Origin of the sequence: Nocardioides sp. HDW12B, from assembly GCF_011299595.1 — a bacterium.
Classification (GTDB): Bacteria; Actinomycetota; Actinomycetes; order Propionibacteriales; family Nocardioidaceae; genus Marmoricola_A.
Map to the genome: position 1 here is coordinate 3444241 of NZ_CP049867.1, position 22933 is coordinate 3467173.

Annotated in this window: 22 protein-coding genes and 1 tRNA gene; 6 read left to right on the forward strand and 17 right to left on the reverse strand. The window is 72.6% G+C overall.

What is annotated here, in order from left to right; genetic code table 11:
- Positions 1 to 23: 23 nt before the first annotated feature.
- Genes G7072_RS16135 through G7072_RS16165 form a run of 7 tightly spaced genes read right to left on the reverse strand, consistent with a single transcriptional unit; the run spans position 24 to position 7124 of the window.
- Positions 24 to 1190: a HAMP domain-containing sensor histidine kinase gene (locus G7072_RS16135; RefSeq protein WP_166088168.1), complete on the reverse strand. Its 1167-nt coding sequence runs from the start codon at positions 1188 to 1190 to the stop codon at positions 24 to 26.
- Positions 1165 to 2220 (reverse strand): PAS domain-containing sensor histidine kinase, encoded by a 1056-nt coding sequence (locus G7072_RS16140; RefSeq protein WP_166088169.1) that lies wholly within the window; start codon positions 2218 to 2220, stop codon positions 1165 to 1167. The genes G7072_RS16135 and G7072_RS16140 overlap by 26 nt, the downstream gene beginning before the upstream one ends.
- Positions 2220 to 3746 carry a circadian clock protein KaiC gene (gene kaiC / locus G7072_RS16145; protein ID WP_206063173.1) on the reverse strand — a complete coding sequence of 509 codons (1527 nt, stop codon included), beginning with the start codon at positions 3744 to 3746 and terminating at the stop codon, positions 2220 to 2222. The genes G7072_RS16140 and kaiC overlap by 1 nt, the downstream gene beginning before the upstream one ends.
- On the reverse strand, positions 3743 to 4042 hold the full coding sequence (locus G7072_RS16150; RefSeq protein WP_166088171.1) for a circadian clock KaiB family protein: 300 nt from the start codon (positions 4040 to 4042) through the stop codon (positions 3743 to 3745). The genes kaiC and G7072_RS16150 overlap by 4 nt, the downstream gene beginning before the upstream one ends.
- Positions 4039 to 4956 (reverse strand): response regulator, encoded by a 918-nt coding sequence (locus G7072_RS16155; protein ID WP_166088173.1) that lies wholly within the window; start codon positions 4954 to 4956, stop codon positions 4039 to 4041. The genes G7072_RS16150 and G7072_RS16155 overlap by 4 nt, the downstream gene beginning before the upstream one ends.
- 39 nt (positions 4957 to 4995) lie before the next feature.
- Positions 4996 to 5466, reverse strand: coding sequence for a nuclear transport factor 2 family protein (locus tag G7072_RS16160; RefSeq protein ID WP_166088175.1), 471 nt, complete (start codon positions 5464 to 5466; stop codon positions 4996 to 4998).
- Positions 5463 to 7124 carry a helicase HerA-like domain-containing protein gene (locus tag G7072_RS16165; RefSeq protein ID WP_166088178.1) on the reverse strand — a complete coding sequence of 554 codons (1662 nt, stop codon included), beginning with the start codon at positions 7122 to 7124 and terminating at the stop codon, positions 5463 to 5465. The genes G7072_RS16160 and G7072_RS16165 overlap by 4 nt, the downstream gene beginning before the upstream one ends.
- 247 nt (positions 7125 to 7371) lie before the next feature.
- On the opposite strand from G7072_RS16165, the gene G7072_RS16170 reads away from it, so the two are divergent.
- Positions 7372 to 7875, forward strand: coding sequence for a LytR C-terminal domain-containing protein (locus G7072_RS16170; protein ID WP_166088180.1), 504 nt, complete (start codon positions 7372 to 7374; stop codon positions 7873 to 7875).
- Positions 7876 to 7918: 43 nt separating this feature from the next.
- Here the strand turns inward: G7072_RS16170 and G7072_RS16175 are convergent, their stop codons facing one another.
- Positions 7919 to 9409, reverse strand: coding sequence for a potassium/proton antiporter (locus tag G7072_RS16175; protein ID WP_240916995.1), 1491 nt, complete (start codon positions 9407 to 9409; stop codon positions 7919 to 7921).
- A 100-nt stretch (positions 9410 to 9509) separates the two neighbouring features.
- Here G7072_RS16175 and G7072_RS16180 point away from each other — a divergent pair, with 100 nt between their 5' ends.
- Positions 9510 to 10748, forward strand: a complete 1239-nt coding sequence (locus G7072_RS16180) for a pyridoxal phosphate-dependent aminotransferase (protein ID WP_166088185.1) — start codon at positions 9510 to 9512, stop codon at positions 10746 to 10748.
- Between the two features lie 50 nt (positions 10749 to 10798).
- Positions 10799 to 11878 (forward strand): matrixin family metalloprotease, encoded by a 1080-nt coding sequence (locus G7072_RS16185; RefSeq protein ID WP_166088187.1) that lies wholly within the window; start codon positions 10799 to 10801, stop codon positions 11876 to 11878.
- Positions 11879 to 11966: 88 nt separating this feature from the next.
- Here G7072_RS16185 and G7072_RS16190 read toward each other — a convergent pair whose 3' ends face one another.
- The gene (locus G7072_RS16190; RefSeq protein WP_166088189.1) at positions 11967 to 12230 is read right to left on the reverse strand and encodes a hypothetical protein; all 264 of its coding nucleotides are present in this window, start codon (positions 12228 to 12230) and stop codon (positions 11967 to 11969) included.
- Positions 12231 to 12454: 224 nt separating this feature from the next.
- Here G7072_RS16190 and G7072_RS16195 point away from each other — a divergent pair, with 224 nt between their 5' ends.
- A complete protein-coding gene (locus G7072_RS16195; protein ID WP_240916996.1) occupies positions 12455 to 14851 on the forward strand; it encodes a molybdopterin cofactor-binding domain-containing protein in 2397 nt (798 codons plus the stop codon).
- A 29-nt stretch (positions 14852 to 14880) separates the two neighbouring features.
- Positions 14881 to 15366, forward strand: a complete 486-nt coding sequence (locus G7072_RS16200; RefSeq protein ID WP_166088191.1) for a (2Fe-2S)-binding protein — start codon at positions 14881 to 14883, stop codon at positions 15364 to 15366.
- A gap of 89 nt (positions 15367 to 15455) precedes the next feature.
- Here the strand turns inward: G7072_RS16200 and G7072_RS16205 are convergent.
- The 3 genes from G7072_RS16205 to G7072_RS16215 form a co-directional block, all read right to left on the reverse strand.
- Positions 15456 to 15542: transfer RNA gene (locus tag G7072_RS16205), tRNA-Ser, on the reverse strand.
- Between the two features lie 45 nt (positions 15543 to 15587).
- Positions 15588 to 16103: a tRNA adenosine(34) deaminase TadA gene (gene tadA, locus G7072_RS16210; RefSeq protein ID WP_277343379.1), complete on the reverse strand. Its 516-nt coding sequence runs from the start codon at positions 16101 to 16103 to the stop codon at positions 15588 to 15590.
- Entirely contained in the window at positions 16100 to 16588 is a 489-nt protein-coding gene (locus G7072_RS16215) for a tRNA adenosine deaminase-associated protein (RefSeq protein ID WP_166088193.1), read from the reverse strand. The genes tadA and G7072_RS16215 overlap by 4 nt, the downstream gene beginning before the upstream one ends.
- 133 nt (positions 16589 to 16721) lie before the next feature.
- Here G7072_RS16215 and upp point away from each other — a divergent pair, with 133 nt between their 5' ends.
- On the forward strand, positions 16722 to 17363 hold the full coding sequence (gene upp / locus G7072_RS16220; protein WP_166088195.1) for a uracil phosphoribosyltransferase: 642 nt from the start codon (positions 16722 to 16724) through the stop codon (positions 17361 to 17363).
- 9 nt (positions 17364 to 17372) lie between these two features.
- On the opposite strand, the gene G7072_RS16225 is transcribed toward upp, so the two are convergent.
- The 5 genes from G7072_RS16225 to G7072_RS16245 all read right to left on the reverse strand — a co-directional run bounded on the left by G7072_RS16225 (position 17373) and on the right by G7072_RS16245 (position 22913).
- Entirely contained in the window at positions 17373 to 19361 is a 1989-nt protein-coding gene (locus G7072_RS16225) for a PASTA domain-containing protein (protein WP_166088197.1), read from the reverse strand.
- A complete protein-coding gene (locus G7072_RS16230) occupies positions 19361 to 19861 on the reverse strand; it encodes a SigE family RNA polymerase sigma factor (protein ID WP_166088201.1) in 501 nt (166 codons plus the stop codon). The genes G7072_RS16225 and G7072_RS16230 overlap by 1 nt, the downstream gene beginning before the upstream one ends.
- A 147-nt stretch (positions 19862 to 20008) precedes the next feature.
- Positions 20009 to 21415, reverse strand: a complete 1407-nt coding sequence (locus tag G7072_RS16235) for an NAD(P)(+) transhydrogenase (Re/Si-specific) subunit beta (RefSeq protein ID WP_166088203.1) — start codon at positions 21413 to 21415, stop codon at positions 20009 to 20011.
- The gene (locus G7072_RS16240) at positions 21415 to 21753 is read right to left on the reverse strand and encodes an NAD(P) transhydrogenase subunit alpha (protein ID WP_166088205.1); all 339 of its coding nucleotides are present in this window, start codon (positions 21751 to 21753) and stop codon (positions 21415 to 21417) included. The genes G7072_RS16235 and G7072_RS16240 overlap by 1 nt, the downstream gene beginning before the upstream one ends.
- The gene (locus G7072_RS16245; RefSeq protein WP_166088207.1) at positions 21750 to 22913 is read right to left on the reverse strand and encodes an NAD(P) transhydrogenase subunit alpha; all 1164 of its coding nucleotides are present in this window, start codon (positions 22911 to 22913) and stop codon (positions 21750 to 21752) included. The genes G7072_RS16240 and G7072_RS16245 overlap by 4 nt, the downstream gene beginning before the upstream one ends.
- Positions 22914 to 22933: the final 20 nt, after the last annotated feature.

Below are 22933 nucleotides of genomic sequence, written 5' to 3' on the forward strand. Positions count from 1 at the left end.
GGCGGGCGGGGTCAGGGGCGGGGTCAGGCGGGGCGGGGGCGGCCCGGGAGGGTGAACGACACGGTCGTGCCCTGGTGTCGGCGGCTCTCGAGCTCCACCCGGCCACCGTGCAGGGCGGCGTAGCGCTGCACGATGCCGAGCCCGAGGCCGGCCGTGGGAGCCGAGGTGGCCGGGCCGAGGCCGACGTCGAAGCGCTCGTGGAGCGCGGCGAGCCGGTCGGCCCGCATGCCGCGGCCCTGGTCGGTCACCGTGACCACCACCTCGGGCACAGGGTGCCAACTGTCGTCGTCGGGCTCGGCCGCGACGGCGGAGACCAGGACGGTGCTGCCGGGGGCGGAGTACTTCACCGCGTTGGCCAGGAGCTGGATGAGCATGCGCTCCAGCGCGACCGGGTCGACGAGGGCCACGAGGTCGCCGGGCACGGTGGTGCGGACGTCGCGGTCGCGCAGCAGGTCGGCGAGCTGCTCGACCACCGCCCGCACCTCCACCTCGAGACGCAGGGGCCGCGGCGCGATGCTGGCCGTGCCGGACTGGAGCATCCCCCAGTAGAGCAAGCGGTCCACGAGCAGGGTCATGTCCTGCAGGCTGGTCGCCATCCGGTCCAGCATCGAGCTGAGACCGGCCGGGTCGCTGCGGCCGCGTCCGGTGCGCAGCAGGTCGACGAAGCCCCGGACGGCGGTCAGCGGCGTGCGCAGGTCGTGCGACAGCACCGTGAGGAACTCGTCCTTGAACCCGTGCACGCGCAGCAACGCGGCCGCCTCGGAGCGCTGCCGGGCGATCGCGCTGCGTGCCTCGGTGACGGCCTCCTGCTCGGCGGTGACGTCGGTGGCGGTCATCACCCAGACGGCCCGGTGGACCTCGTCGCGCGCCGGCGCGACGCTCAGCCGGCACCAGAAGGTCTCGGTCCCCCGACGAGCCCGCACGGTGCCGGTCCACTGGCCGTCGCGGGAGAGGCCGCTGCGGATCGGTCGGGCTGCGGTCTCCGGCTCCGCGTCGGCCGGCGAGTAGAGCACCTGCGGCTGGGCGGCCGGGGCGAAGAGCGCGGTCCAGGCGGGGTTGGCCTCCACCACGGTCAGGTCGGCGACCCGTGCGACGGCGACACCGACGGGCATCGCCTGGAGGACCGGGTCCGTGAGCAGCGATGCTGAGCGCAGGGATCCGGGCTCAGGAGCCGTGATCGGTCCGATCATCATCGCCTCCGGACGGGAGGCGGCACACGAAGCGAGCCCCGACGGGCTCCTGGGACTCGCACCACACCTCCCCACCGTAAGCCTCGACGACCGACTTGACGATCCACAGTCCCAGACCCGTCCCCTCCGAGGAGGACAGGTCCAGGCGGGTGTAGCGGTCGAAGACCCGGTGCCGGTCGGCGGCGGGCACCCCCGGGCCCTGGTCGGAGACGACCAGCGTCGTCCACCGCCCGGAGGTGCTGCCCTCCACGACGACCTCGCCGTGCGGGGCGTGCGTGGCCGCGTTGACGAGCAGGTTCGACACCACCGTCCAGGCGTGCTCGGGGTCGAGCTCGACGCAGGCGCGCTCGTCGACGTCGATCCTCAGCCGGTCCGGGCGCTCGGCCAGACCCGGCAGCCCGTCGAGCACGAGGTCGAGCAGCAGCACCCGCTGCGGCTCGGGCCGGAACAGCCCGGCGTCCATCCGGGCCGCGTCGAGGACCCGGCTCACGGTGTCGTTGATGAGGAAGATCTGGCGGTTGACCCGGCGCAGCAGCTCGAGGCGGCGGATCGCCGGCAGCTCGTCCCAGGTGTCGGCCAGGGCCTGGGAGGCCTGCATGAGCACGGTGAGCGGGTTGCGGAGCTCGTGCGAGGTCACCGCGAGCGCGTCGTCGCGCTGCTGGATGGCCTCGAGCGCGCGGCGGGCCGACTCCACCCGGCCCGTCACGTCACGCACGGCGACCACCCAGCCGGCCCCGGTCGCCGTACCGACCTGGGTGAGACGCATCTCCGCCGCCCGGACGGTGCCGTCGCGGCCGCGCAGCTCGATCTCCAGCGCCCGGTCGGTGTCGCCGAGCGGGAAGCCGAACTCGTGGCCCACCAACGGCGTCGTGTCGCTACCGAGCATGTCGCGCGCCACCTGGTTGGCGTAGCGGATGACCCCGGTCTCGTCGACCATGACCACCCCGTCGGGAGCCCGGTCGACGAAGCGCATCGCCTCGGCCGGGTCCAAGGGGGTGACCCGGGACTCCGAGTCCTGGATCGGCAGCATCACAGGTCCGGCTGGTCGAACATGTTCGCGAGGTCGTCGAGCTCCGAGGCCGGCATGTGGCGTGGGTTGCCGGCCAGGATCCCGGTGACGTCGCGGAAGGGGGCTCCGATGTGCATGCCGGAGTTGTCGATGGTGAACTCGTGGATCTTCTTGTCGTGGGTCGAGCCGCGCAGCTTCAGCACCGTCAGGCCCCGACGGATCTCGCCGCCCATCTCGACGTAGCGCAGCAGCACGATCATGTCGGTGAGCGTGGAGATGTGCGCCTCGGTGGTCGACTCGCCGCCGAGCAGGGTGCGCGCGGTGGCGGTCAGCATGCCGGCGATCTGACGGTGCTTGATGAACGAGGTGAGCCCGATGAGGAACTCGCGGAAGCTGCGCGCCGGGGCGATGCGCTCCAGTGCGCTGAGGCTGTCGATCGCCATCCGCTCGGGGTTGTACTCCTCGACGATGCGCTTGATCCACACCAGGTGGTCCTCGAGCGACTTCACCTCGGGGTAGACGCACTCGACGCGCAGCATCCCCGTCGCCTCGAGCTCGTCGAAGTCACGACCCCACCCGATCGCGTTGCGGGCGAGCTGGGCGCGGCTCTCCTCGAAGGAGATGATCAGCGACCGCTCGCCGCGCGAGGCGCCGCCGTCGATGAACTCGGTGACCAGCAGCGTCTTGCCGGTGCCGGTGGCGCCGGACACGAGCGTGACGGAGTCGCGGAACATGCCCGCGCTGCACATCTCGTCGAGCTCGGCGAGACCGGAGGAGATGCGCTCGTTGGTCGAGCCGGCCGTCAGGTCGGTGCCGGCCAGCGTGATGACGACGATGCCCTCGCCGGGCAGGATCGTGAACGGGAACTCGCCCGACAGGTGGTCCACGCCGCGCATCTTGAGCACCTCGACGGTGCGGCGGCGCGACTCCTCGTCGAGGGGGTTGCGCAGCACGAGGACGTTGTCGCAGACGAACTCCTCGACGCCGTAGCGCGCGATCTCGCCGTAGTCGTCGGCGCGCTCGCTGGTGATGACGGCGGTGACGCCGAGGTCGCGCAGCCCGTTGGCCACCCGCAGCAGCTCACGTCGTACGCCGTGCGCGTCGGCGAAGCGCGTGAACACCGCACCGATCGAGTCGACCGTCACCCGCTGGGCGCCGGTGACCCGGACGGCGTGCTCGATGCGCGCGAGCAGCGCCACGAAGTCGTAGGGCCCGACGACCTCCTCCTCGAGCGCGGGGTCGTAGGCCGCATCGACGAAGGCCCACTTGCCCTCGGCCTCGAAGCCGCGGATGTCGAAGCCGAGCGAGGTGGCGTTCTGGCGGATCGCGTCGGGACGCTCCTCGAACGTCACGAAGACGGCCGGCTCGTCGTAGACGCGCAGCCCCTGGACCAGGAACTGCAGGCCGAAGACGGTCTTGCCGCTGCCGGCGGTGCCGGAGACCAGGGTGGTGCGGCCCAGCGGCATGCCGCCGCGCAGGATGTGGTCGAGGCCGGAGGTCCCCGTGGGGACCCGGTCGATCATGGCGAAGCTGGGCTGTGCGGTCACGACCGGTCTCCTCGGGTGGGTGGCTCAGGAAGCTCGAGATCCAGGGCCGAGGCCAGCCTCTCCAGGTCGGACAGGTCTCCGATGACGCGCCGCAGCGGGGGCGGCGATGCCTTGATCACGGTGGGGGTCGCCAGGATCCGCGCCTCGTCGGCCAGGTCGGGCCGCTCGAGCACGTCGATGATCTCCAGCTCGTAGTCGTCGTCGAGCGCCTCGGCGCACAACGACCGGATGTGGGCGGCAGCGCGCAGCGACCGCGCGGTCTCCCCCGCGACGAAGAGCCGGAACCTCGCTGTCACGACTGGTCCTCCCGAGCCTCGGCGGCCGCGGGCCCACCGCGTCCGGACGGACGACCGAGCGCCTGGGCCCGGTAGAACGCTGCGAGGTGGCCCAGCGTCTCGGTCAGCAGGCCCTCCCCCGAGCGGAGGAGGGCGCGGGCGCGGGTGCGTCCCTTGCCCTCGGTGAGAGCGCGCACGGCGGCGAGGTGTACGTCGACCACGTCGCGGGGGGTGGCCCGGAGGTGGCCGAGGTCCCAGGCGACCGCCCGGGTCCGCGACGACACCTGGTAGTCGACGTGGAGCCCCCGCTCCTCGAGCCGGCTGTGGACCAGCTGGGAGTACTCGTCCCGGGCGGACGCGAACGCCTCCGGGTAGGTCTCGGCCAGCGTCACCCGGCCCAGCGACCGGGAGGCGACCCCGACCCCCGCCGCGCCGAGCGACTCGAGCCGGGTGAGGTCGTCGTCGTCGGCGTTGTGGGCCATGCTCGTGAACAGCTCGAGCGTGTGGCGGTGCCGGGCCAGCACGAAGCGCAGCAGCCGTTGCAGGGCGGCGCCGGAGAAGGTGCCCTTGACCAGGAAGTCCTGGGCCCCGGCGAGCAGCACCTGCTCGGCCTGCTCCTCGGTCACGCTCCCGGTCACGACGACGACCGGGATGGCCGGGGCGACCTCGGAGACGCGGAAGACGGTGTCGAGCCCGGAGGAGTCGGGGAGCCCCAGGTCCAGCAGGACCAGGTCGACGCCGCCGCCGTGGATGACCTCGATCGCGTGCTGCAGGTCGGGAGCGACGGTGACCGCGGTGGACCGCCCGGCGATCAGCTCGGCGTCCTGCAGCTCGAGGGTGAGGTACTCACGGAGCTCGGGGTTGTCCTCGACGGCGAGCACGCGCAGGGGCGCGCTGTCGGGGGCGGGCGGCTCAGACCCGGACACGGAAGACACGCCTCGATCCTGCCACCCCGCCGTGCGGTGCGGGCGGCATCACCGGGAACTGGCGGGGAGCCCGAACGCCCTGCCCCGCTTGAGGTTCCACCCCGGGAGCGCCGCGGTGCTCCAGGATGTCTCGAACGTCCGCTCGTACCCGGTATGGGTGAATCGCCAGCCGTCCTCGGTGCGCCGCAGCCGGTCCTCGTAGAACGCCGCGCCCTCGATCACGAGGTCGTGGGCGGTGACGAACACCTTGTCGTGGAGGTACCACCGGGCCGTGGCGACGTCCCCGTCGACGGTGGTCTCGGGGTGGTGCACCGTGTGGAACGTGAGGATCTCGTCGGTCAGGTGCCGGCGCATGTAGCCCACCAGCTCGGCACGGTCGGCGAACGCCAGCTCGGCGTACGAGCCCGTCGCCTCGGGCACGAAGAGCGCCTCGAAGGCGTCCCACTGCTTGAGGTCGAGGTGCCGCAGGTAGGCGTACTTCAGCCGGCGGACCTGCTCGTGGTCGTCGAGGACGGTCATCGGCGACCGGTCCCGAACACCCCGCGGGCGATCTCGCGGGCGGCGGTGCGCATGAACTCCTTGGCCGCCTGCGACTTCAGCACCTCGGTGACCATCGAGTCGGCCTGCGGCGACGAGGGGGCGCGCGAGGGCGCGGGGTAGCTGACGCGGTCGGTCCGGGGCGCTGTCGCCGTCCCGGCGCTCTTCTCGGTCTTGGCGCTCTTCTGCTCCTTCGCCTCCGCCTCCTCGGCCTCGGCCTTGGCCGCCCCCTGCTCCAGCCGCTGGGCGAGCTTCTCGCGGGCGGACTCGCGGTCGATCGTGGCGGCGTACGTCGCGTGCAGCGACGACCCCTCCACCGCAGCCGTCATCGCCGCGGGGTCGGCCGGACCCATCCGCGACTGCGGCGCCGGCAGCCGCGTCCAGGCCACCGGGGTCGGGGCGCCGCGCTCGTTCATCACCGTGACGATGGCCTCGCCGATGCCGAGCGAGGTGATGACCTCGCCGAGGTCGTCGTAGGCGCTGTGCGGGTAGGTCTCCACGGTCGCGCGGAGCGCCTTGGCGTCGCGCGGGGTGTGCGCGCGCAGCTGGTGCTGGATGCGCGAGCCCAGCTGGGCCAGCACGTCGTCGGGCACGTCGGTGGGTGACTGGGTCACGAAGACCACCCCGACGCCCTTGGACCGGATCAGCCGCACCGTCTGGGTGATGGCAGTGAGGAAGTCCTTCGAGGCGTCGGTGAAGAGCAGGTGGGCCTCGTCGAAGAAGAACACCAGGCTGGGCTTGTCGGGGTCCCCCACCTCGGGCAGGTCGTGGAAGAGGTCGGCGAGCAGCCACATCAGGAAGGTGGAGAAGACCGCGGGCCGGTCCTGGAGGTTCGGCAGCTCCACCAGCGAGATGACCCCGCGGCCGTCGGGGGCCACCCGGATGAGGTCACGGGTGTCGAGCTCCGGCTCGCCGAAGAAGGCGTCGGCGCCCTGGTCGGCGAACCCGATGAGCTCGCGCAGGATGACGCCGGCGGTCGCCGAGGACAGGCCGCCGAGCTCCTTGAGCTCGCCCTTGCCCTCCGCCGAGACGAGGTGCTGCACCACGGCGCGGAGGTCGGCGAGGTCGAGCAGCGGCAGGCCCGCCTTGTCGGCGTAGTGGAAGACCAGGCCGAGCGACGACTCCTGGGTCTCGTTGAGGCCGAGCACCCGGCTGAGCAGGGTCGGGCCGAACGACGACATGGTCGCGCGCAGGGGCACCCCGGTGCCCTCGCCGCCGATCGCGAAGTACTCCACCGGGTAGCCGGTCGGCGCCCACGCCTGGCCGACGGCGGCTGCCCGCTCGGTCACCCGCTCGCTGGCCTCCCCCGGCGTCGACAGGCCGGAGAGGTCGCCCTTGACGTCGGCGGCGAAGACCGGCACGCCGTACGCCGACAGCTGCTCGGCCATCAGCTGCAACGTCTTGGTCTTGCCGGTGCCGGTGGCGCCGGCGACCAGGCCGTGCCGGTTCAGCATGGCCAGCGGGATGCGGATCGCGACGTCGCTCTGGGTGGTCGCGTCGACCATGAGCGCGCCGAGCTCGAGAGCCGGGCCCTCGAAGACGTAGCCGGGGCGGACCTTGTCGGCCAGCGTCGGCTCGGCCGCGGGAGGGGCGGGCTCGGTCGGCTGGGTGGGGCTGGGTCCCGCGCTGCTGTCGCTCATCCTCGGCACGCTAACCGACACCGCCGACGACCGCAGCGGCACCGCGGGCACGCTCGCGCGACCTCGCCGGGGCAGCGCAGCGCGAGGGGCGCGGCGTGGGTCCCGGCGACAGCGGTGGGGTCGCTCCCTATCCTGGGCCGGTGACCTCCCACCGCGCGGCTCCCGGGCGACCCGGCCCGGACCCCGCGCCGCCGCACCCGCCGGTCGCGCGCGGGGCCCGGCACGGCGACGGGACGGAGGGGTGCGGATGCGCAGCCGTCGCGCGCTGACCGCCGTGACGCTGGTGGTCCTCCTCGGGCTGCTGGTGGTCGGCACCTACGTCGGGTGGCGCTCGCTGTCGGCTCCCGTGGCCGACGACGACACGACCTCGGAGGTGCGGTGCCGTGAGGGCGTGCAGCGCGGCGACCGCCTCGCCCGTGAGGACGTGACCGTCAGCGTCTACAACGCCGGCAGCCGCTCCGGCCTGGCCGGGCGGACCCAGGAGGAGCTCACGGCCCGTGGGTTCATCGCCGGCGACATCGGCAACGCCCCGGCGGGTCTCGGCGACGTGCGTGTCGTCCGCGTGCTGGCGGCCAGCCGCCAGGACCCCGCCGCGCTGCTGGTGGCCCGCCAGTTCGGCACGGACACCTTCCTGCAGGTCACCGGTCGCGACCTCGGCGCGGGCGTCGACGTCGTCGTCGGCGACGACTACGCGGGGCTGGTCAAGGCCCCGCGGAGCATCACCGCCCGCGCCGAGGGCTCGGGCTGCTGACGAGCGGCTGTCGGGCGGCTCACGGACGCCTGACGGCCCCTGCTCAGTCGAGCCAGTGGGCCAGGCGTCCGCGCTGCGAGACCGCCTTCAGGCGCTCCTCGGTGGCCAGCCGCTGCTTGCGGGGGGTGACGACGAGGACGTCGTCACCCTGGCGCAGCACGGTGCGTCGCTCGGGCACCTTGATCTCGCCGTCGCGCACGATGAGCGAGACCGAGGCCCCCGGGGGCAGCCGGAGCTCGCCGACCTCCACCCCGGACATCTTCGAGCGCTTGGTGATGCGGATCTCCAGCAGGTCCGCCGCCATCCGCTCCAGCGGGGCTGCCTCGATCTCGATGTCGCGCACCGTGCCGGCGGTCGTGACGCCCAGCCGCTTCGCGACCCACGGCAGCGTCGGGCCGGTGACCAGCGTGTCGATGACGACGAGCACGAAGACGATCTGGAAGAGCGTCCCGGCGCCGTCCACCCCCTCCGACAACGGGATGGTCGCCAGCACGATGGGCACCGCTCCGCGCAGCCCCGCCCAGGACATGAAGGCCATGTCGGGCCACGAGGTGCGCTCCCACACCGTGCTCGCCCACACCGACACCGGACGGGCCACGACGGTGAGCAGGAAGCCGGCGACGACGGCCTGGAGGATCTGCGTCCCGTCGATGCGGGCCGGTGACAGCAGCAGCCCCAGCATCACGAACAGGCCGATCTGCGACAACCAGCCGAGCCCCTCGATGAACGACCGGGTGGCGCCGCGGTGGGGCAGCTCGGAGTTGCCGAGGATCAGCGCGGCGACGTACACCGCGGCGAAGCCGGAGGTGTGCAGGGCCGCGGCGCCCGCGTAGGTGAGCACGCAGATGGTGATGACGGCGAGCGGGTAGAGCCCGGACGAGGGCAGCGCGGCGCCCCGCATGAGGCGGGCGCCGGCGAGCCCGATCAGCCCGCCGACGACGACGCCGCCGGCGAGCTCGGCCGTCACGATCCCGACGAAGCCGAGCACGCCGTGGTCGAGGGCGTCGCCCTGGCTGACCAGCGTCACGAGCAGCACGGTGGGGGCGTCGTTGAGGCCGGACTCGGCCTCGAGCGCACCGGTGAGCCGGCGCGGCAGCGGCACCCGCCGCAGCACGGAGAAGACGGCCGCCGCGTCGGTGGGGGCGGTGACCGCGGCGAGCAGCACCGACAGCTCCCAGCCGAAGCCCAGCACGTAGTGGGCGAGCACGGTCATGATCACGATGCTCACCGCGACCCCGAGCGTGGCCAGGAGCGCGCCGGTGCGCATCACCGGTCTGATGTCGGACCAGCGCGTGGTCATGCCGCCCTCGGCCAGGATCACCACCAGCGCGGCGAAGCCCAGCGCGTGCGCCAGCTGGGCGTCGTCGAAGACGATCCCCAGCCCCGACTCACCCAGGATCACGCCGAGGGCGAGGTAGAGCAGGAGGCTGGGCAGACCGAGCACCGAGGTGAACCGTACGGCGACGATGGCCACCAGCACCACGACGGAGCCGAGCAGCAGCGACTGGTCCAGCTGCTCGACGTCGAAAGTCACGGTTCCTCTGCGGGCGTCGTGGTGGACGGGCCTCCATCCTAGGGGCGCGCGCCCCCGGCCACGGACGGCGACGAGGGGGCGGACTCCTACGCTGGGCGCCATGGTCGCCCCCCGCTCGTACGACGCCCTGGAGAGCCGGCTGCGCGTGGCCTCCCGGGCCGACGTCCCGCCCTTCCACGTCATGGACCTCCTCGCCGCGGCCGCCGCCCGGCAGCGCAGCCACGGCGACCTGGTCAACTTGGTCGCGGGCCAGCCGTCGACGCGGGCGCCGGGGCCGGTCCGCGAGGCGGCGAAGCGGGCGCTGGACGGCGACCTGCTCGGCTACACCGAGTCGGTCGGCATCCCGGAGCTGCGCGAGGCGATCGCCGGGCACCACCGCTCCTGGCACGGCATCGAGGTCGCGGCCGACGACGTGGTCGTGACGACCGGGTCGTCCGGGGGCTTCCTGCTGGCCTTCCTCGCCGCGTTCGAGGCCGGCGACCGGGTCGCGATCGCGCGGCCGGGCTACCCCTGCTACCGCAACGTGCTGACGGCGCTCGGCTGCGAGGTGGTCGAGCTGCCGACCGGTCCGGCCGAGCGGTTCCAGCCGACCGTGGCGATGCTCGAGGAGCTGCAGGCGCGCGGCGAGCCCGTGCAGGGCCTGGTGGTCGCCAGCCCGGCCAACCCGACCGGCACGATGCTGCTGCCCGCCGAGCTGGCCGCGCTCGCGGCGTGGTGCGAGGACCACGGGGTGCAGCTGATCAGCGACGAGATCTACCACGGCATCACCTACGACGGCGGCGCCGGGACGAGCGGGACCGAGACGAGCGGGACCGCGGTCCGCGCGTCGTCGGCGTGGTCGACCAGCCGCGAGGCGGTCGTCTTCTCCTCGTTCTCGAAGTACTTCTCGATGACCGGGTGGCGCATCGGGTGGATGCTCGTGCCGCCGCGGCTGCGCCGCGCGGTCGACGTGCTCACCGGGAACTTCACGATCTGCCCGCCCGCCCTGGCCCAGCGGGCCGCGCTGGCGGCGTTCACCCCGCAGGCGTACGCCGAGTGCGACGCCCACGTGCTGCGCTACGCCGACAACCGCGAGGTCCTGCTGGCCGGGCTCCGCGACCTGGGCGTCGACCGGCTGGCACCCGCCGACGGCGCCTTCTACGTGTACGCCGACGTCGGTCACCTCACCGACGACTCGATGGCGTTCGCCCACCGGCTGCTCGCCGAGACCGGGGTCGCGCTGACGCCGGGCATCGACTTCGACACCACCGAGGGGTCCCGCTTCGTGCGGCTGTCGTTCGCCGGATCGCGTCAGGACGTCGAAGTTGCCCTCGAACGGCTGCGTCTCTGGCTACCGTGAAGTGCCCGCCGGACTTGTCCGGTCCGTCCCCCCGTGTCCCGAGGTGCTCGATGCGTCGTCGTGTCCCCACCCCCACCCTGTTCCGAGCCCGGCACTCCAGCCGGCGCTCCGGCCCCCCGTCGGGCGTGCGCCCGGTCGGCCTGGTCGCCGCCGCCGTGGTCGCCGCCCCCCTGCTGGCCGCGCCCGGAGCGTCGGCGGCCGCCCCGTCGGTGTCGTGGTCGGACCGGTCGGTGGTCGCCGGCCGGGCGATGACGGCCACCGTCGGACCGTCGAGCGTGGACGGTGCGGCGGTCGGCCTGCAGCGCAAGTTCCCCGAGGGCTGGCGGGTGGCGGACGGCACGCCGCGCGTGACCTCGGGCGGGCTGGTCCTCGACGTGCCCACCGACCAGTACGGCACGTTCTCCTTCCGCGTCGTCGCCACCAAGCAGGGCAGCGTGTCCGCCACCGACCCGGTGAAGGTGACCGTCAGCCCGCCGTACGCCCCGGCCGGGAGCGCCGCCTCCCACTCCTTCATGACCAACCCGCGCTGGCTGTGGGACTCCTGCTCCGGCCCGATCACGTGGAGGTTCAACCCGGCCTCCGCGCCGAGCGGCGGCCTCGACCAGGTCGCGGGCTCGTTCGACCGGGTGCACGCCGCCACGGGCCTCGACTTCGTCTACGCCGGCACGACCGACGTCACCCCGCAGCCGATCGACCCAGGCGCCTCGGGGGCCGACATCGTGGTGGGGTGGATCGGCGGCCAGAGCTTCGCGCAGCGCCACGGCTCCGCGGTCGGGGTCGGCGGAGCGGCGTACTGGACCGACCACCGCCTCGCCAACGGCACTCGGGTGAAGCGCGCCTTCGAGGGCGGCGTGGTGCTGAACGCGGGCTACAACGACCGGATGGGCAGCGGGTTCGGCAGTGGCGTCACCTGGGGTGACGTGCTCATGCACGAGATCGGGCACGTGATCGGGCTGGGCCACGTCAGCTCGGACAAGCAGATGATGTTCGGCCGGGTCACCGCCCGGGCGGCCCGGTGGGGCGCCGGCGACCTCGCCGGATTCCGCAAGGTGGGCGACACCATGGGGTGCGTCACCGCGGTGAACCAGCGGGCGCGCACCGAGCCCGTGCGCGTCGTGGCCCGCCACTGACCCCGGACGCACGAGCAGCCCGGCCCCCACGGGGACCGGGCTGCACGCACGTGGACGCGAGGCCTCCGGACCGGAGGCGTCGGGGCGGTCAGACGGTGGAGTGCTTGCGCTTGCCCAGCACGCCCTCGGCGGTGCCGATGAGCAGGACCGCGGCGATGACGGCGAGGACGAAGCCGAGGAAGTCCAGCTCCCAGATGGAGCCGGTGCCGATCAGGTAGGCGATGGTGCCGCCGATGAGGGAGCCGACGACCCCCAGGAGGAGCGTCGCGACGATGCCGAGGTTCTGTCGGCCGGGCTTGATGAGACGTGCGAGGGCGCCGATGACGAGGCCCGCGACGAGGAATCCGATCATGAGTGAGTTGTTCCCGCCCCAAGCGCCCCGTGAACCACATACCCACCGGTAGTAACGCTGTTGTCAGTCGCCGCTGCCCTCGAGCTCACGAGACGAGCAGCACGCGATCAGGACGCGGGCTCGGAAAGCGCCCGAATCGGTCGCGCCCGGGTTACGGTCGGTGGACAGGAAGCGGGCGTTGTAGGTGTGTTCCTGTCGCTGCCACCACCTCCCAGGAGCACTCCATGACCGCTGAGCCCCCGTCCGACCCGCGCCCGGACCGGCGTACGGCCGCTGCACCGGACGCCACGCACGCCCGCCCCCGCGGGCTGATGCACGACCACGAGGTCGGACGCCGACGCTTCCTCGGCTACGTGCTGGGCGGGGCCACCCTGGTCGCCGGCGCCGACTTCCTGCTGTCGCCCGTGACCGCGCCCGCGGCTGCGGTCGTGCCCTCGGGTCCGCAGCCCGCGGAGGCCTACGACCTGCTCGACTTCCTCAACGACTCCACCCGCCCGACCGCGAACCTCATCCAGGTCGAGGTCGGTGAGGACGGGCGGGCCTCCTTCGCGCTGCACCGCATGGAGGTGGGTCAGGGCATCACCACCGCGGTCGCGATGCTCATCGCCGAGGAGCTCGAGATCCCCGTATCCCAGGTGGACGTGACGCTCGCGCCGGCCCGCCCCGAGCTGGTCTTCAACCAGCTCACCGGCGGCTCGCAGACCATGTTCACGACGTTCGCGCCGATCCGGGTCGCCGCCGCCACCGCACGGCTCGCCCTGCTCGACGCCGCCGCGATCCTGCTCGACGACGAGGTGGCGAACCTGGAGTCGAAGGAGGGCGTGGTCACCGGCCCGTCCGGCAGCCTGACCTACGGCGAGATCGTCACCCGGACCGCGTCGTTCCCCGAGGTCACCCGCGAGATCGAGCTCAAGGGTGCCGAGGACTTCCAGGTCATCGGTCGGCCCTACGACCGCATCGACGCGCGCGACGCCGTCACGGGCCGCAAGGACTTCACCACCGACCTCCAGGTGCCCGGCGCGCTGCCCACCATGGTCTGTCGCGCCCCCACGCTCAACGGCACCCTGGTGCGTCTGCTGAACCGCAGCGAGGTCCTCGCCATGAGCGGCGTCAAGGACGTCGCCGAGATGGAGTTCGGGGTCGCCGTGCGTGCGCGCACCTTCGGCCAGTGCATCGACGCCGTACGACGCGTGCGGGCGCGCTGGGCGGACGGTCCGGTGGCCGGTCAGAGCGACTCCGACATCGCCCGCGAGCTGCGTGCGGCCGAGGTGCCGCTGACGCTGCCGGACGGGGCCCCGTCGATCCCGGGGACGGCCACCACCCTGACCCGCGACATCCTGTTCCACTTCCGCAGCAACTCGGCGATGGACACCAACAGCGCGATCGCCGACGTCCGCGCCGACAGCGCGCGGATCTGGTCGGGCATGAAGTCGCCCATCACCGCGCAGGAGAAGATCGCGCTGGCTCTGGGACTGAGCCCGACGCAGGTCGAGTGCAACGTCGTCACGGCGGGTGGCTCCTTCGGGCGTCGGCTCTTCTACGACGGCGCCATGGAGGCCGCACTCATCTCGAAGAAGATGGGCAAGCCGGTCAAGCTCATGTGGCACCGCGCCGACGACGCCCGCGCCGGGCGCGGCCACCCGATGTGCACCTCCCGCGCCCAGGCCAACGTCCTGGCCGGCGAGGTCGTCTCCTTCGTGCAGGAGCACACCTCGGTGGAGACCGACTACCGCCACGGGCTGGGCGAGGTCATCACGGCGCTCTACACCGAGAGCCCGGGCGGGACGCCGAACCAGACCTTCTCGCAGACGGTCTTCCAGCTGACCCAGGACCTCGGCTACAACGTCGGCGCGGTCGCGCAGAACCTCACCGAGGTCGACATGCGCTTCAACACCGGCTCGATGCGCAACATCTACTCCCCCGACGTGCGCTGCACCGCCGAGCTGCTGATGAACGACCTCGCCGAGGAGCTCGGCAAGGACGCCCTGGAGCTGCGGCTGGAGCTGGCCAAGGACGAGCGCGTCCGGGGCGTGCTGGAGGCCGTGGCCGAGGCCGGGCAGTGGGGTCGCTCCCTGCCGTCGGGTGTCGCCCAGGGCATCGCCATCCACAAGGAGTACAAGGGCGCGTCCGCCGCGCTCGTCGAGGTCGACGCCCGGCCGCGCCAGGTCAACCGCGACATCCGCGAGGCCGTCACCGGTCCGCGCGTCACCCGGGTCACCTTCGCGATCGACGTGGGTCAGGTGGTCAACCCGCGCGGGCTCGAGGCCCAGATGCAGGGCGGCATCAACGACGGCATCGCCCTGGCGCTGACCTCGAGCATGCACCTGCGCGACGGGCACTTCCTCGAGGCCAGCTGGGACAACTACTTCTACACCCGGCAGTGGAACACCCCGCCGAAGGTGGAGGTCATCCTCGTCGACAGCGGGACCGACGTCACCGGAGGTGCGGGAGAGGCCGGCGTCGCCTCGACGTTCGCCGCCGTCGCCGGCGCCTGGGAGAAGGCCACCGGCCGGCGGGCGACGTACTTCCCGGTCAACCACAAGGAGCTCAGCTTCACCCCCAAGACCTACGTGCCGCCGATCCCCCCGTCGCCACGCAACGGCCTGAAGCTCACCTACTGAGTCCCGACGATCTCGAACGAGGAAGAACCATGCCGAAGCACACCTTCAAGCTCAACGGCGAGACCGTCACCGTCAAGGTCGCCGACGACGTCCGGCTCCTGTGGGTCCTGCGCGACATCCTCGGGGTCACCGGCCCCAAGTACGGCTGTGGCATCAACGTCTGCAAGGCCTGCACGTCGCACATCAACGGCAAGGCGTTCAACCCGTGCGCCGTGCCGATCGACCAGATCAAGCGCACCGACGAGATCACCACCATCGAGGGCCTGCCCGACGCCCCCGACGGCGGTGGCGGTGACCTGCACCCGATGCAGGAGGCCTGGCTGGACCGTGACGTCGCGCAGTGCGGCTACTGCCAGCCCGGCCAGATCATGGCTGCGGTCGCCCTGGTCCGTCGGGCCAAGCGACAGGGTCGCGAGATCACCGACGCCGACCTCGACGGCATCCGCAACATCTGCCGCTGCGGGACCTACACGCGCATCCGCGAGGCCATCAAGCAGGGTGCCGAGCAGATGTGACGGCCGGGGCGCGGCCCCACGCCACAGGACGAAGCCCTGTCCCGCGTTCGCGGGACAGGGCTTCGTCGATGTCCTGAGACATCACACGGCGGTGGCGGAGGGATTTGAACCCTCGGTGGGCTTTCACCCACAAACGCTTTCGAGGCGTTCTCCTTAGGCCGCTCGGACACGCCACCGCGGACGAGGGTACTAGAGGTCGGTCGAGGCGGAGAAATCGCCCCTCAGCGGACGATCGGCGCCTGGCCCCGGTCGCCCCGCGCGCCGCGGCGGGCGCGGAAGAACTCCCGCAGCAGCTCGCCCGCCTCGACCTCGAGCACGCCCGAGACGACCGCGGGCCGGTGGTTGAGGCGAGGGTCGCGCACGGCGTCGTACAGGGAGCCGGCGGCGCCGGCCTTCGGGTCGTGGGCGCCAAACACCAGCCGGTCGACGCGGGCGAGCACGATCGCGCCGGCGCACATCGTGCACGGCTCCAGGGTGACCACGAGCGTGCAGCCGTCCAGGCGCCACGACCCGCGCACCTGCGAGGCACCGCGCAGCGCCATCACCTCGGCGTGGGCGGTCGGGTCCTGCTCGGCCTCGCGGCGGTTGCGCCCGGTCGCGATCACGCTGCCGTCGGCGTCGAGGACGAGTGCGCCGACGGGCACGTCCTCGGTGCGCAGGGCGTCCAGGGCCTCGACCAGCGCCCCGCGCATCGGCTCGGTCCAGTCGCCGCCGGACACGTCGTACGTCGTGCTCACGAGGCCGGGGCACCCAGGGTCGCGTCGTACGCCGTGGCGAAGCCGACCTCGCGGGCCACCTGCTCGAGGATCTCGTCGGGGTAGAGGTCGTAGTCGTCGAGCAGCGCGCCGAGGGCGCTGGCCGGCATGCCGAGGTCGGAGACGATCGCGAGGTCGCCGGCCGGCATCTGCTCGTCGTCGACGGCCGGCAGCGGGATGCCCAGCTGCTCGACCACCGAGCGCGCCAGCGCCCAGTCGTGCGAGGCGGTCACGTCGCTGAGAAGCCAGCGGGCGCTGTCACCGCTCACCCGCCCCAGCACGAAGAACTCCTCGTCGACCGACACCAGGCCCAGCGAGCCGAAGTCCCCGGGCCAGCGACGCAGCTCGGCCGACAGCATGTCGGTGTCGTGGAGCCGGTCCTCGTCGATCTCCTCGATCCGCCAGACGCCCTCCTCGCAGAAGACCGCGAGCGCGAAGTCGACTCCGTCCTCGACAGGCTCAGCCACCACGGCCTCCTCGACATCGCACGCCGGCGTCCGCAGGAGCAGCCGCCGCCTCGATCATGGCACCTCCCCGCACGGGCCCACCAGAGCCGGGCGGCTGGACCGGACCGGCGCGAAGTTGGCTACGGTGAGCGCCATGCGCGTTCACGTCGTCGACCACCCGCTCATCTCGCACAAGCTCACGACGCTGCGCGACGCGGACACCGACTCCCCCACGTTCCGCCGGCTGACCGAGGAGCTCGTGACGCTGCTGGCCTACGAGGCCACCCGCGACGTGCGCGTCGAGCCGGTCACGGTGCAGACCCCGGTCGCCCCGGCCGAGGGCGTGCGACTCTCGGTGCCGCGGCCGCTGGTGGTGCCGATCCTGCGCGCCGGGCTCGGCATGCTCGAGGGCATGACGCGGCTCATCCCGACCGCGGAGGTCGGCTTCCTCGGGATGGCGCGTAACGAGGAGACCCTCGAGGCCATGACGTACGCCGAGCGGCTGCCCGAGGACCTGTCGGGACGCCAGTGCTACGTCCTCGACCCGATGCTGGCCACCGGCGGCACGCTCGCCGCCGCCATCCGGTTCCTCGTCGACCGCGGCGCCGACGACATCACGGCGATCTGCCTGCTGTCGGCTCCCGAGGGCGTGGCGCGCGTCGAGCAGGACCTGGCCGACGTCGACGTACCGGTGACGATGGTGACCGCCGCGATGGACCAGAAGCTCAACGAGAAGGGCTACATCGTGCCCGGGCTCGGGGACGCCGGCGACCGGCTCTACGGCCTCGCGCAGTAGCGCCACCGCTCACTCGGGGGGCTCGAGGCCTTCCTCGCTGCAGAACTGCGGTGAGGTGTCGCCGGCGACGTCGACCGACGCGATGCGTCCGTCCGCGTCGAGCGTGAGCCCGATGATCCCGCGCGGCTGACAGCTGGTGACCGTCGTCGGACCGAGGACGACAACGGCGCCGCCCGCCGGCGCGGTCGGGGTGCGTCCGAAGCGTCCCGGGTACGTCGTGCCGACCGGGACGTCGACGGCGTAGGACAACAGCTGGATCGCGGAGACGCCACAGGCGTCGCTCAGCCCGGCGCAGACCGCCCAGGCGTCGCGGTCCATCAGGTCGGTCGGTGTGGCCTCACGGACCGGGTCGCCGCGGTCGAGGAGCGTGACGCTCTCGGCGAGGGGCGGCGGGCCCTCGACCTCGTTGTCGGCGAAGGCGCGCAACGCGTCGGCGGTGTCCTGCTGAGGCGAGAGTCCCACCGCGCCGCTCGTTGCCCCGACCGGCAAGAGGCCGTCCGGGTCAATCGTGCGGACGACGAGGGCGTCGATGCCCTCCTGCTCGTCGGCGTACATGTCGAGCAGGAAGCACGCCCGGGTCTCGTCGCCGCGCTCGTAGACGACCCAGGCGCTCGTCGCGGGCCGCCCCTGCACCGCACCCGGGAGCGTCTGCGAGTCGCCGACCCGGCAACCGACCGGGCGGTCGCCGACGCCGACCTCCCGGGAGAGGTCCCCGTCGGCTCCGGCACGCTCCTGGTAGCGGTCGTCGGCGACCGCACGGAGCGACGCCACCGGTGAGCCCTCCACCCAGGCGCCAAGGTCCTCGGGCGACGCCACCGTCGACTCCGCACCGTCGACCCAGGTCCGCACCTCGCCGGCGAACGGCGGCGGGCGCTCGCCTCGTGCGAAGTCCAGCAGCGAGAAGAACTCGGGCTGCGAGCTCGTGCACTCGGCGTCCTCGGGGAAAATGGTGACCTCGAGCCGGACCGACGTCGTCGCGGTGATCGGCGCTCCGGCTGCCGGCTCGGTGCCCAGGGCGCGGCCCGGAGAGAGGCACTCGGGCACCGCGACCGTGACGAGGTTGCCGACCCCGGCGACCTCCAGCGCGGCCAGCGCCTCGCCCTCGGTGAGGCCGAAGACGGCCGGGACGGTGGTGCCCGGCTCCGGAGCGGGCTCCGCGTCGTCGACCTCGAGGCCGGCGGTCTCGACGGCGACCTCGAGCGGGCGCTTCCCGAACTCACCGGCCACGGTGAGCTGGGCGCACGGGGCGTCCGCTGCGTCGTACTCGATCGCGTAGCGCTGGACGGTGGTCCCGGCGCCCACGCTCGGCACGAACGCGTCGCCGTCGCAGCCGGGCTCCTGCTGCTCGAGCGTGCGCCAGGTGCGGGGGATCTCCGGCGCCCAGTCGATGGCGGCCCGCAGCGCCTCGAGAGCGGACGGTGAGCCCCAGGCGGCCGGGTCCGAGGCGTCGGGCACCTCGCGACGCTCGCCGTCGACGTACGCCGTGAGGGGACCACTGAGCAGGCTCGGGGAGTCGAGCTCGCCGGTGGCGAGGCCGAGCAGCTGCCAGGGGAGGGTGAGCTCGGGTGCGCAGAACCCCGCGGCGTCGAAGTCCGCCACCTGGAGGGTGACCACCGAGCCGGGCTCCATCCGCACCCCGGTGCCCGGCAGCGTGCCGAGGGCCTGTCCCTGCGGATGGCACGCCGGGCGCTCGACGACCCGGACCTCCAGACCGGCGTCGGTGAGGATCCGGGTGGCTTCCTCGCGCTGGTGGCCGAAGACGCTCGGCACCGTGCCCGGCTCGATCTGCGCCGGGTCGACCGCCGGGTCGGGCGTGGCGTCGTCGTCCAGCGCTGCGACGCCGGCCCACACGCCGACCCCGGCCACCAGCACACCGACGGCAGCCACGAGGAGCGGCCACGCGCGGCGGCGTACCGGATCGACGGGCGCGGCGGGGCCGACCTCGATGGTGTCGGCGGCCTGGGCGAGCAGGGCGCGGGCGTCGTTCTCGGTGAGCATCAGCTGCTCCTGACGATGTCGGAGACGTGGTCGCTGGCGGCCAGGGCGGCCAGCGCGCGGGCGGTACGGGACTTGACCGTGCCGGGAGGCACGCCGAGGACGCGGGCGGTCTCGGCCTCGGACAGGTCGGCGTAGAAGCGCAGGACGAGGACCTCGCGGTGGTCCTTGGTCATGGCCGCGAGCGCGGCGCGTACGGCGAGGCCGGTGGTGGGGTCGGTCGTCGTGGCCGCCGGCTCGGGCAGCTGCTCGGTGGGGTGCTCGCCGGTCCAGCGGCGGCGCCGGCTGTCGCGGAACGAGTTGAGCAGCACCCGGTAGACGTAGGCGTCCGGCCGGTCGGCGGCGATCCGGTCCCAGCGCGGCAGGCACCGGGCGAGCGTGACCTGGACGAGGTCCTCGGCGTCATGGGGCGGGCACCCCATCAGCACGGCCGAGCGGACCAGGGCGGTCCGACGCGCAGCGACGTACGCGTCGAAGTCCTCGCGGGAGGCGTCGCCGGGCACGGTCACGACACTAAGACCGCCGAGCCCCCCGCTCCGGTTCCCTCAGGCCGCAGAAATCGTTCAAAAGAACGTTCAGAACCCGACTGTCAGGGCGTGACAGGGGTTCTGAACGTTCTTTTGAACGAAATGTGCGCGGGCGCGGGTGGCTCAGAGGGACTCGACGGTCTTGAGGACCTTGCCGAGGGAGTCCTTGGCGTCGCCGAAGAGCAGCGTGGTGGTGGGCTCGAAGAGCAGCTCGTTCTCGATGCCGGCGAAGCCGGGGCGCATCGAGCGCTTGAGGAAGACGACCTGGCGGGCCTCGTCGGCGGCCAGGATCGGCATGCCGTAGATCGGGGCCGTCTTGGTCGTCTTCGCGGCCGGGTTCACCACGTCGTTGGCTCCGACGACGAGCACCACGTCGGTGTGCTTGAACTCGGAGTTGATGTCGTCCATCTCGACGAGCTGCTCGTAGGGCACCTGGGCCTCGGCGAGCAGCACGTTCATGTGGCCGGGCATGCGGCCCGCGACCGGGTGGATGGCGTAGTCCACGCGCACCCCGCGCGCCAGGAGTACGTCGACCAGCTCACGCAGGGTGTGCTGCGCCTGGGCCACGGCCAGTCCGTAGCCCGGCACGATGATGACCCGGTCGGCGTAGGCCAGCAGGATGCCGACGTCCTCGGCCCCGGCCGACTTCACGGGCCGGTCGGAGACCTCCCCGCCGCCCAGCGTCGAGCCGCCCTTCAGCGCACCGAACATGATGTTGGTGACCGAGCGGCCCATGGCCTTGGCCATCAGCAGCGTCAGGAACGTGCCGGACGCACCGACGAGCGTGCCGCCGACGAGCAGCACGGTGTTGGACAGCACGTAGCCGCCGGCGGCCACGGTCAGGCCGGTGAACGCGTTGAGCAGCGAGATGACGATCGGCACGTCGGCGCCGCCCACGGGCAGCACCAGCAGCAGCCCGAAGGCCAGGCCGACCAGCAGCAGCACGACCGCGATCAGCATCGAGGGCTCGAGGACCGTCATCACCGACAGCACCAGCGCGGCGACGATCAGCAGCGCGAACGCCACCGGCAGGCCCGGGAAGACCACCGGGCGGGAGGTCATCAGCTCCTGCAGCTTGGCGAAGGTCACCAGCGAGCCGGAGAACGACACCGAGCCGACGAAGAGCGTGAACGCGGTCGCGGCGAGGTCGAAGCCGGGGATCGAGGCGTCGACGCCCGGGGGCAGACCCTCGACGATCGCGAGGAGCTCGTGCAGCTCCAGGGCCGCGACCAGGGCGGCCGCGCCACCACCGACGCCGTTGAACAGCGCCACCATCTGAGGCATCTGCGTCATCTGGACCCGCTGGGCCCCGAAGACGCCACCGATGGTGCCGAGGACGATCGCGCCGAGGATCAGGGGCAGGTGCCGCAGGTTGTCGACGTACAGGAACGGCAGGATGCAGGCGACCGTCGCGGCCGCGGCACCGATGAGGTTGCCCGCACGCGCGGTCTTGGGGCCGGACAGTCCCTTGAGCGCGAGGATGAACCCGACCGCGCAGAGCAGGTAGACGAGCTGGACCCAGGTCGGCATCAGCGCGCCCCTCCGGTGGAGCCGCCGGTGGCCGGGCCGGCCTTGGCGGGCTTGGCGGGCTTCTTGCGCGAGAACATCTGCAGCATCCGGTCGGTCACCACGAAGCCGCCGACCATGTTGATGGTGGCGAGCACGATCGCGACCAGGCCGACACCGACGGCCAGGCCGTCGTCGGTCGAGCCGGTGACCAGGATCGCGCCGAGCAGGATGACGCCGTGGATGGCGTTCGCGCCCGACATCAGCGGGGTGTGCAGGGTCGAGGACACCTTGGAGATGACCTCGACGCCGACGAAGACGCTCAGGATGAAGATCGTCAGCCAGACGACGCCCTCGCTCATGCGCCTGCTCCTTCTCCACCGGCCGGGGCCGGGTCGGGACGGGGGCCCTCGAGGGCCTCACGGGTGGGCTCGTGCACGATGCGCCCGGCGTGCGTGACGCACGACCCGGCGACGATCTCGTCGTCGAAGTCGGGGTCGAACGCACCCTCGCGGGTCATGAGCGTCACGATGTTGACGATGTTCTGCGCGTAGAGCTTCGAGGCCGGCTGCGGCAGCTGCGAGGGCACGTTCTGCCCGCCCCAGACCTGCGCGTGGCCGATCCGCACGACCTCGCCGGCCACCGAGCCCTCGACGTTGCCGCCGGTCTCGGCGGCCAGGTCGACCACGACCGAGCCCGGCTTCATGCGCTCGACCATGTCGGTGGTCACGAGCATCGGCGCAGCCCGGCCGGGCACCGCGGCGGTCGTGATGAGCGCGTCCGCGTCCGCGATGTACGGCGTCAGCTTCTCGCGCTGGGTGGCGGCCCGGTCCGCGGTCATCTCGCGGGCGTACCCACCGGTGCCCTCGAGGGTCTCCAGCTCCAGGTCGATGGCGACCGCGCCCAGCGACCGGATCTCCTCGGCCGAGGCGGCGCGCACGTCGTAGGCCTTGACCACCGCACCGAGGCGCTTGGCGGTCGCGATCGCCTGCAGCCCGGCGACGCCGGCACCGAGCACGACGACCTGGGCCGGGGGCACCGTGCCGGCGGCGGTCATGTTGAGGGGGAAGAAGCGGCGCAGCATGCCGGCCGCGACGATCGCGCTGCGGTAGCCGGCGACCAGGGCCTGCGAGGACAGCGCGTCCATCGACTGGGCCCGGCTGATCCGCGGCACGAGCTCCATCGCGAAGGCGGTGATGCCGCAGTCGCGGAGGTCGGCCACCAGCTCGGGCGCCTGGTTGGTGTGGACGAACGACAGCGTCGACGTGCCCTCGGCGAGCTGGCGCACCGCAGGAGCGTCCAGGGCGTTCACCGAGACGATCAGCCCCGCCCCCTCGAAGGCGTGCGGGGAGACCTCGGCACCCGCGGCGACGTACTCCTCGTCGTCGTACTGCGCCCCGGCCCCCGCCCCTGGCTCGACGGCGACGTCATGGCCCAGGGCGGTCAGCTTGGCGACCAGCTCGGGGACCATCGCCACACGTGACTCACCCTGGCGGGTCTCACGGGCTACAGCGATCTTCACGAGCCGGACCCTAGATCACC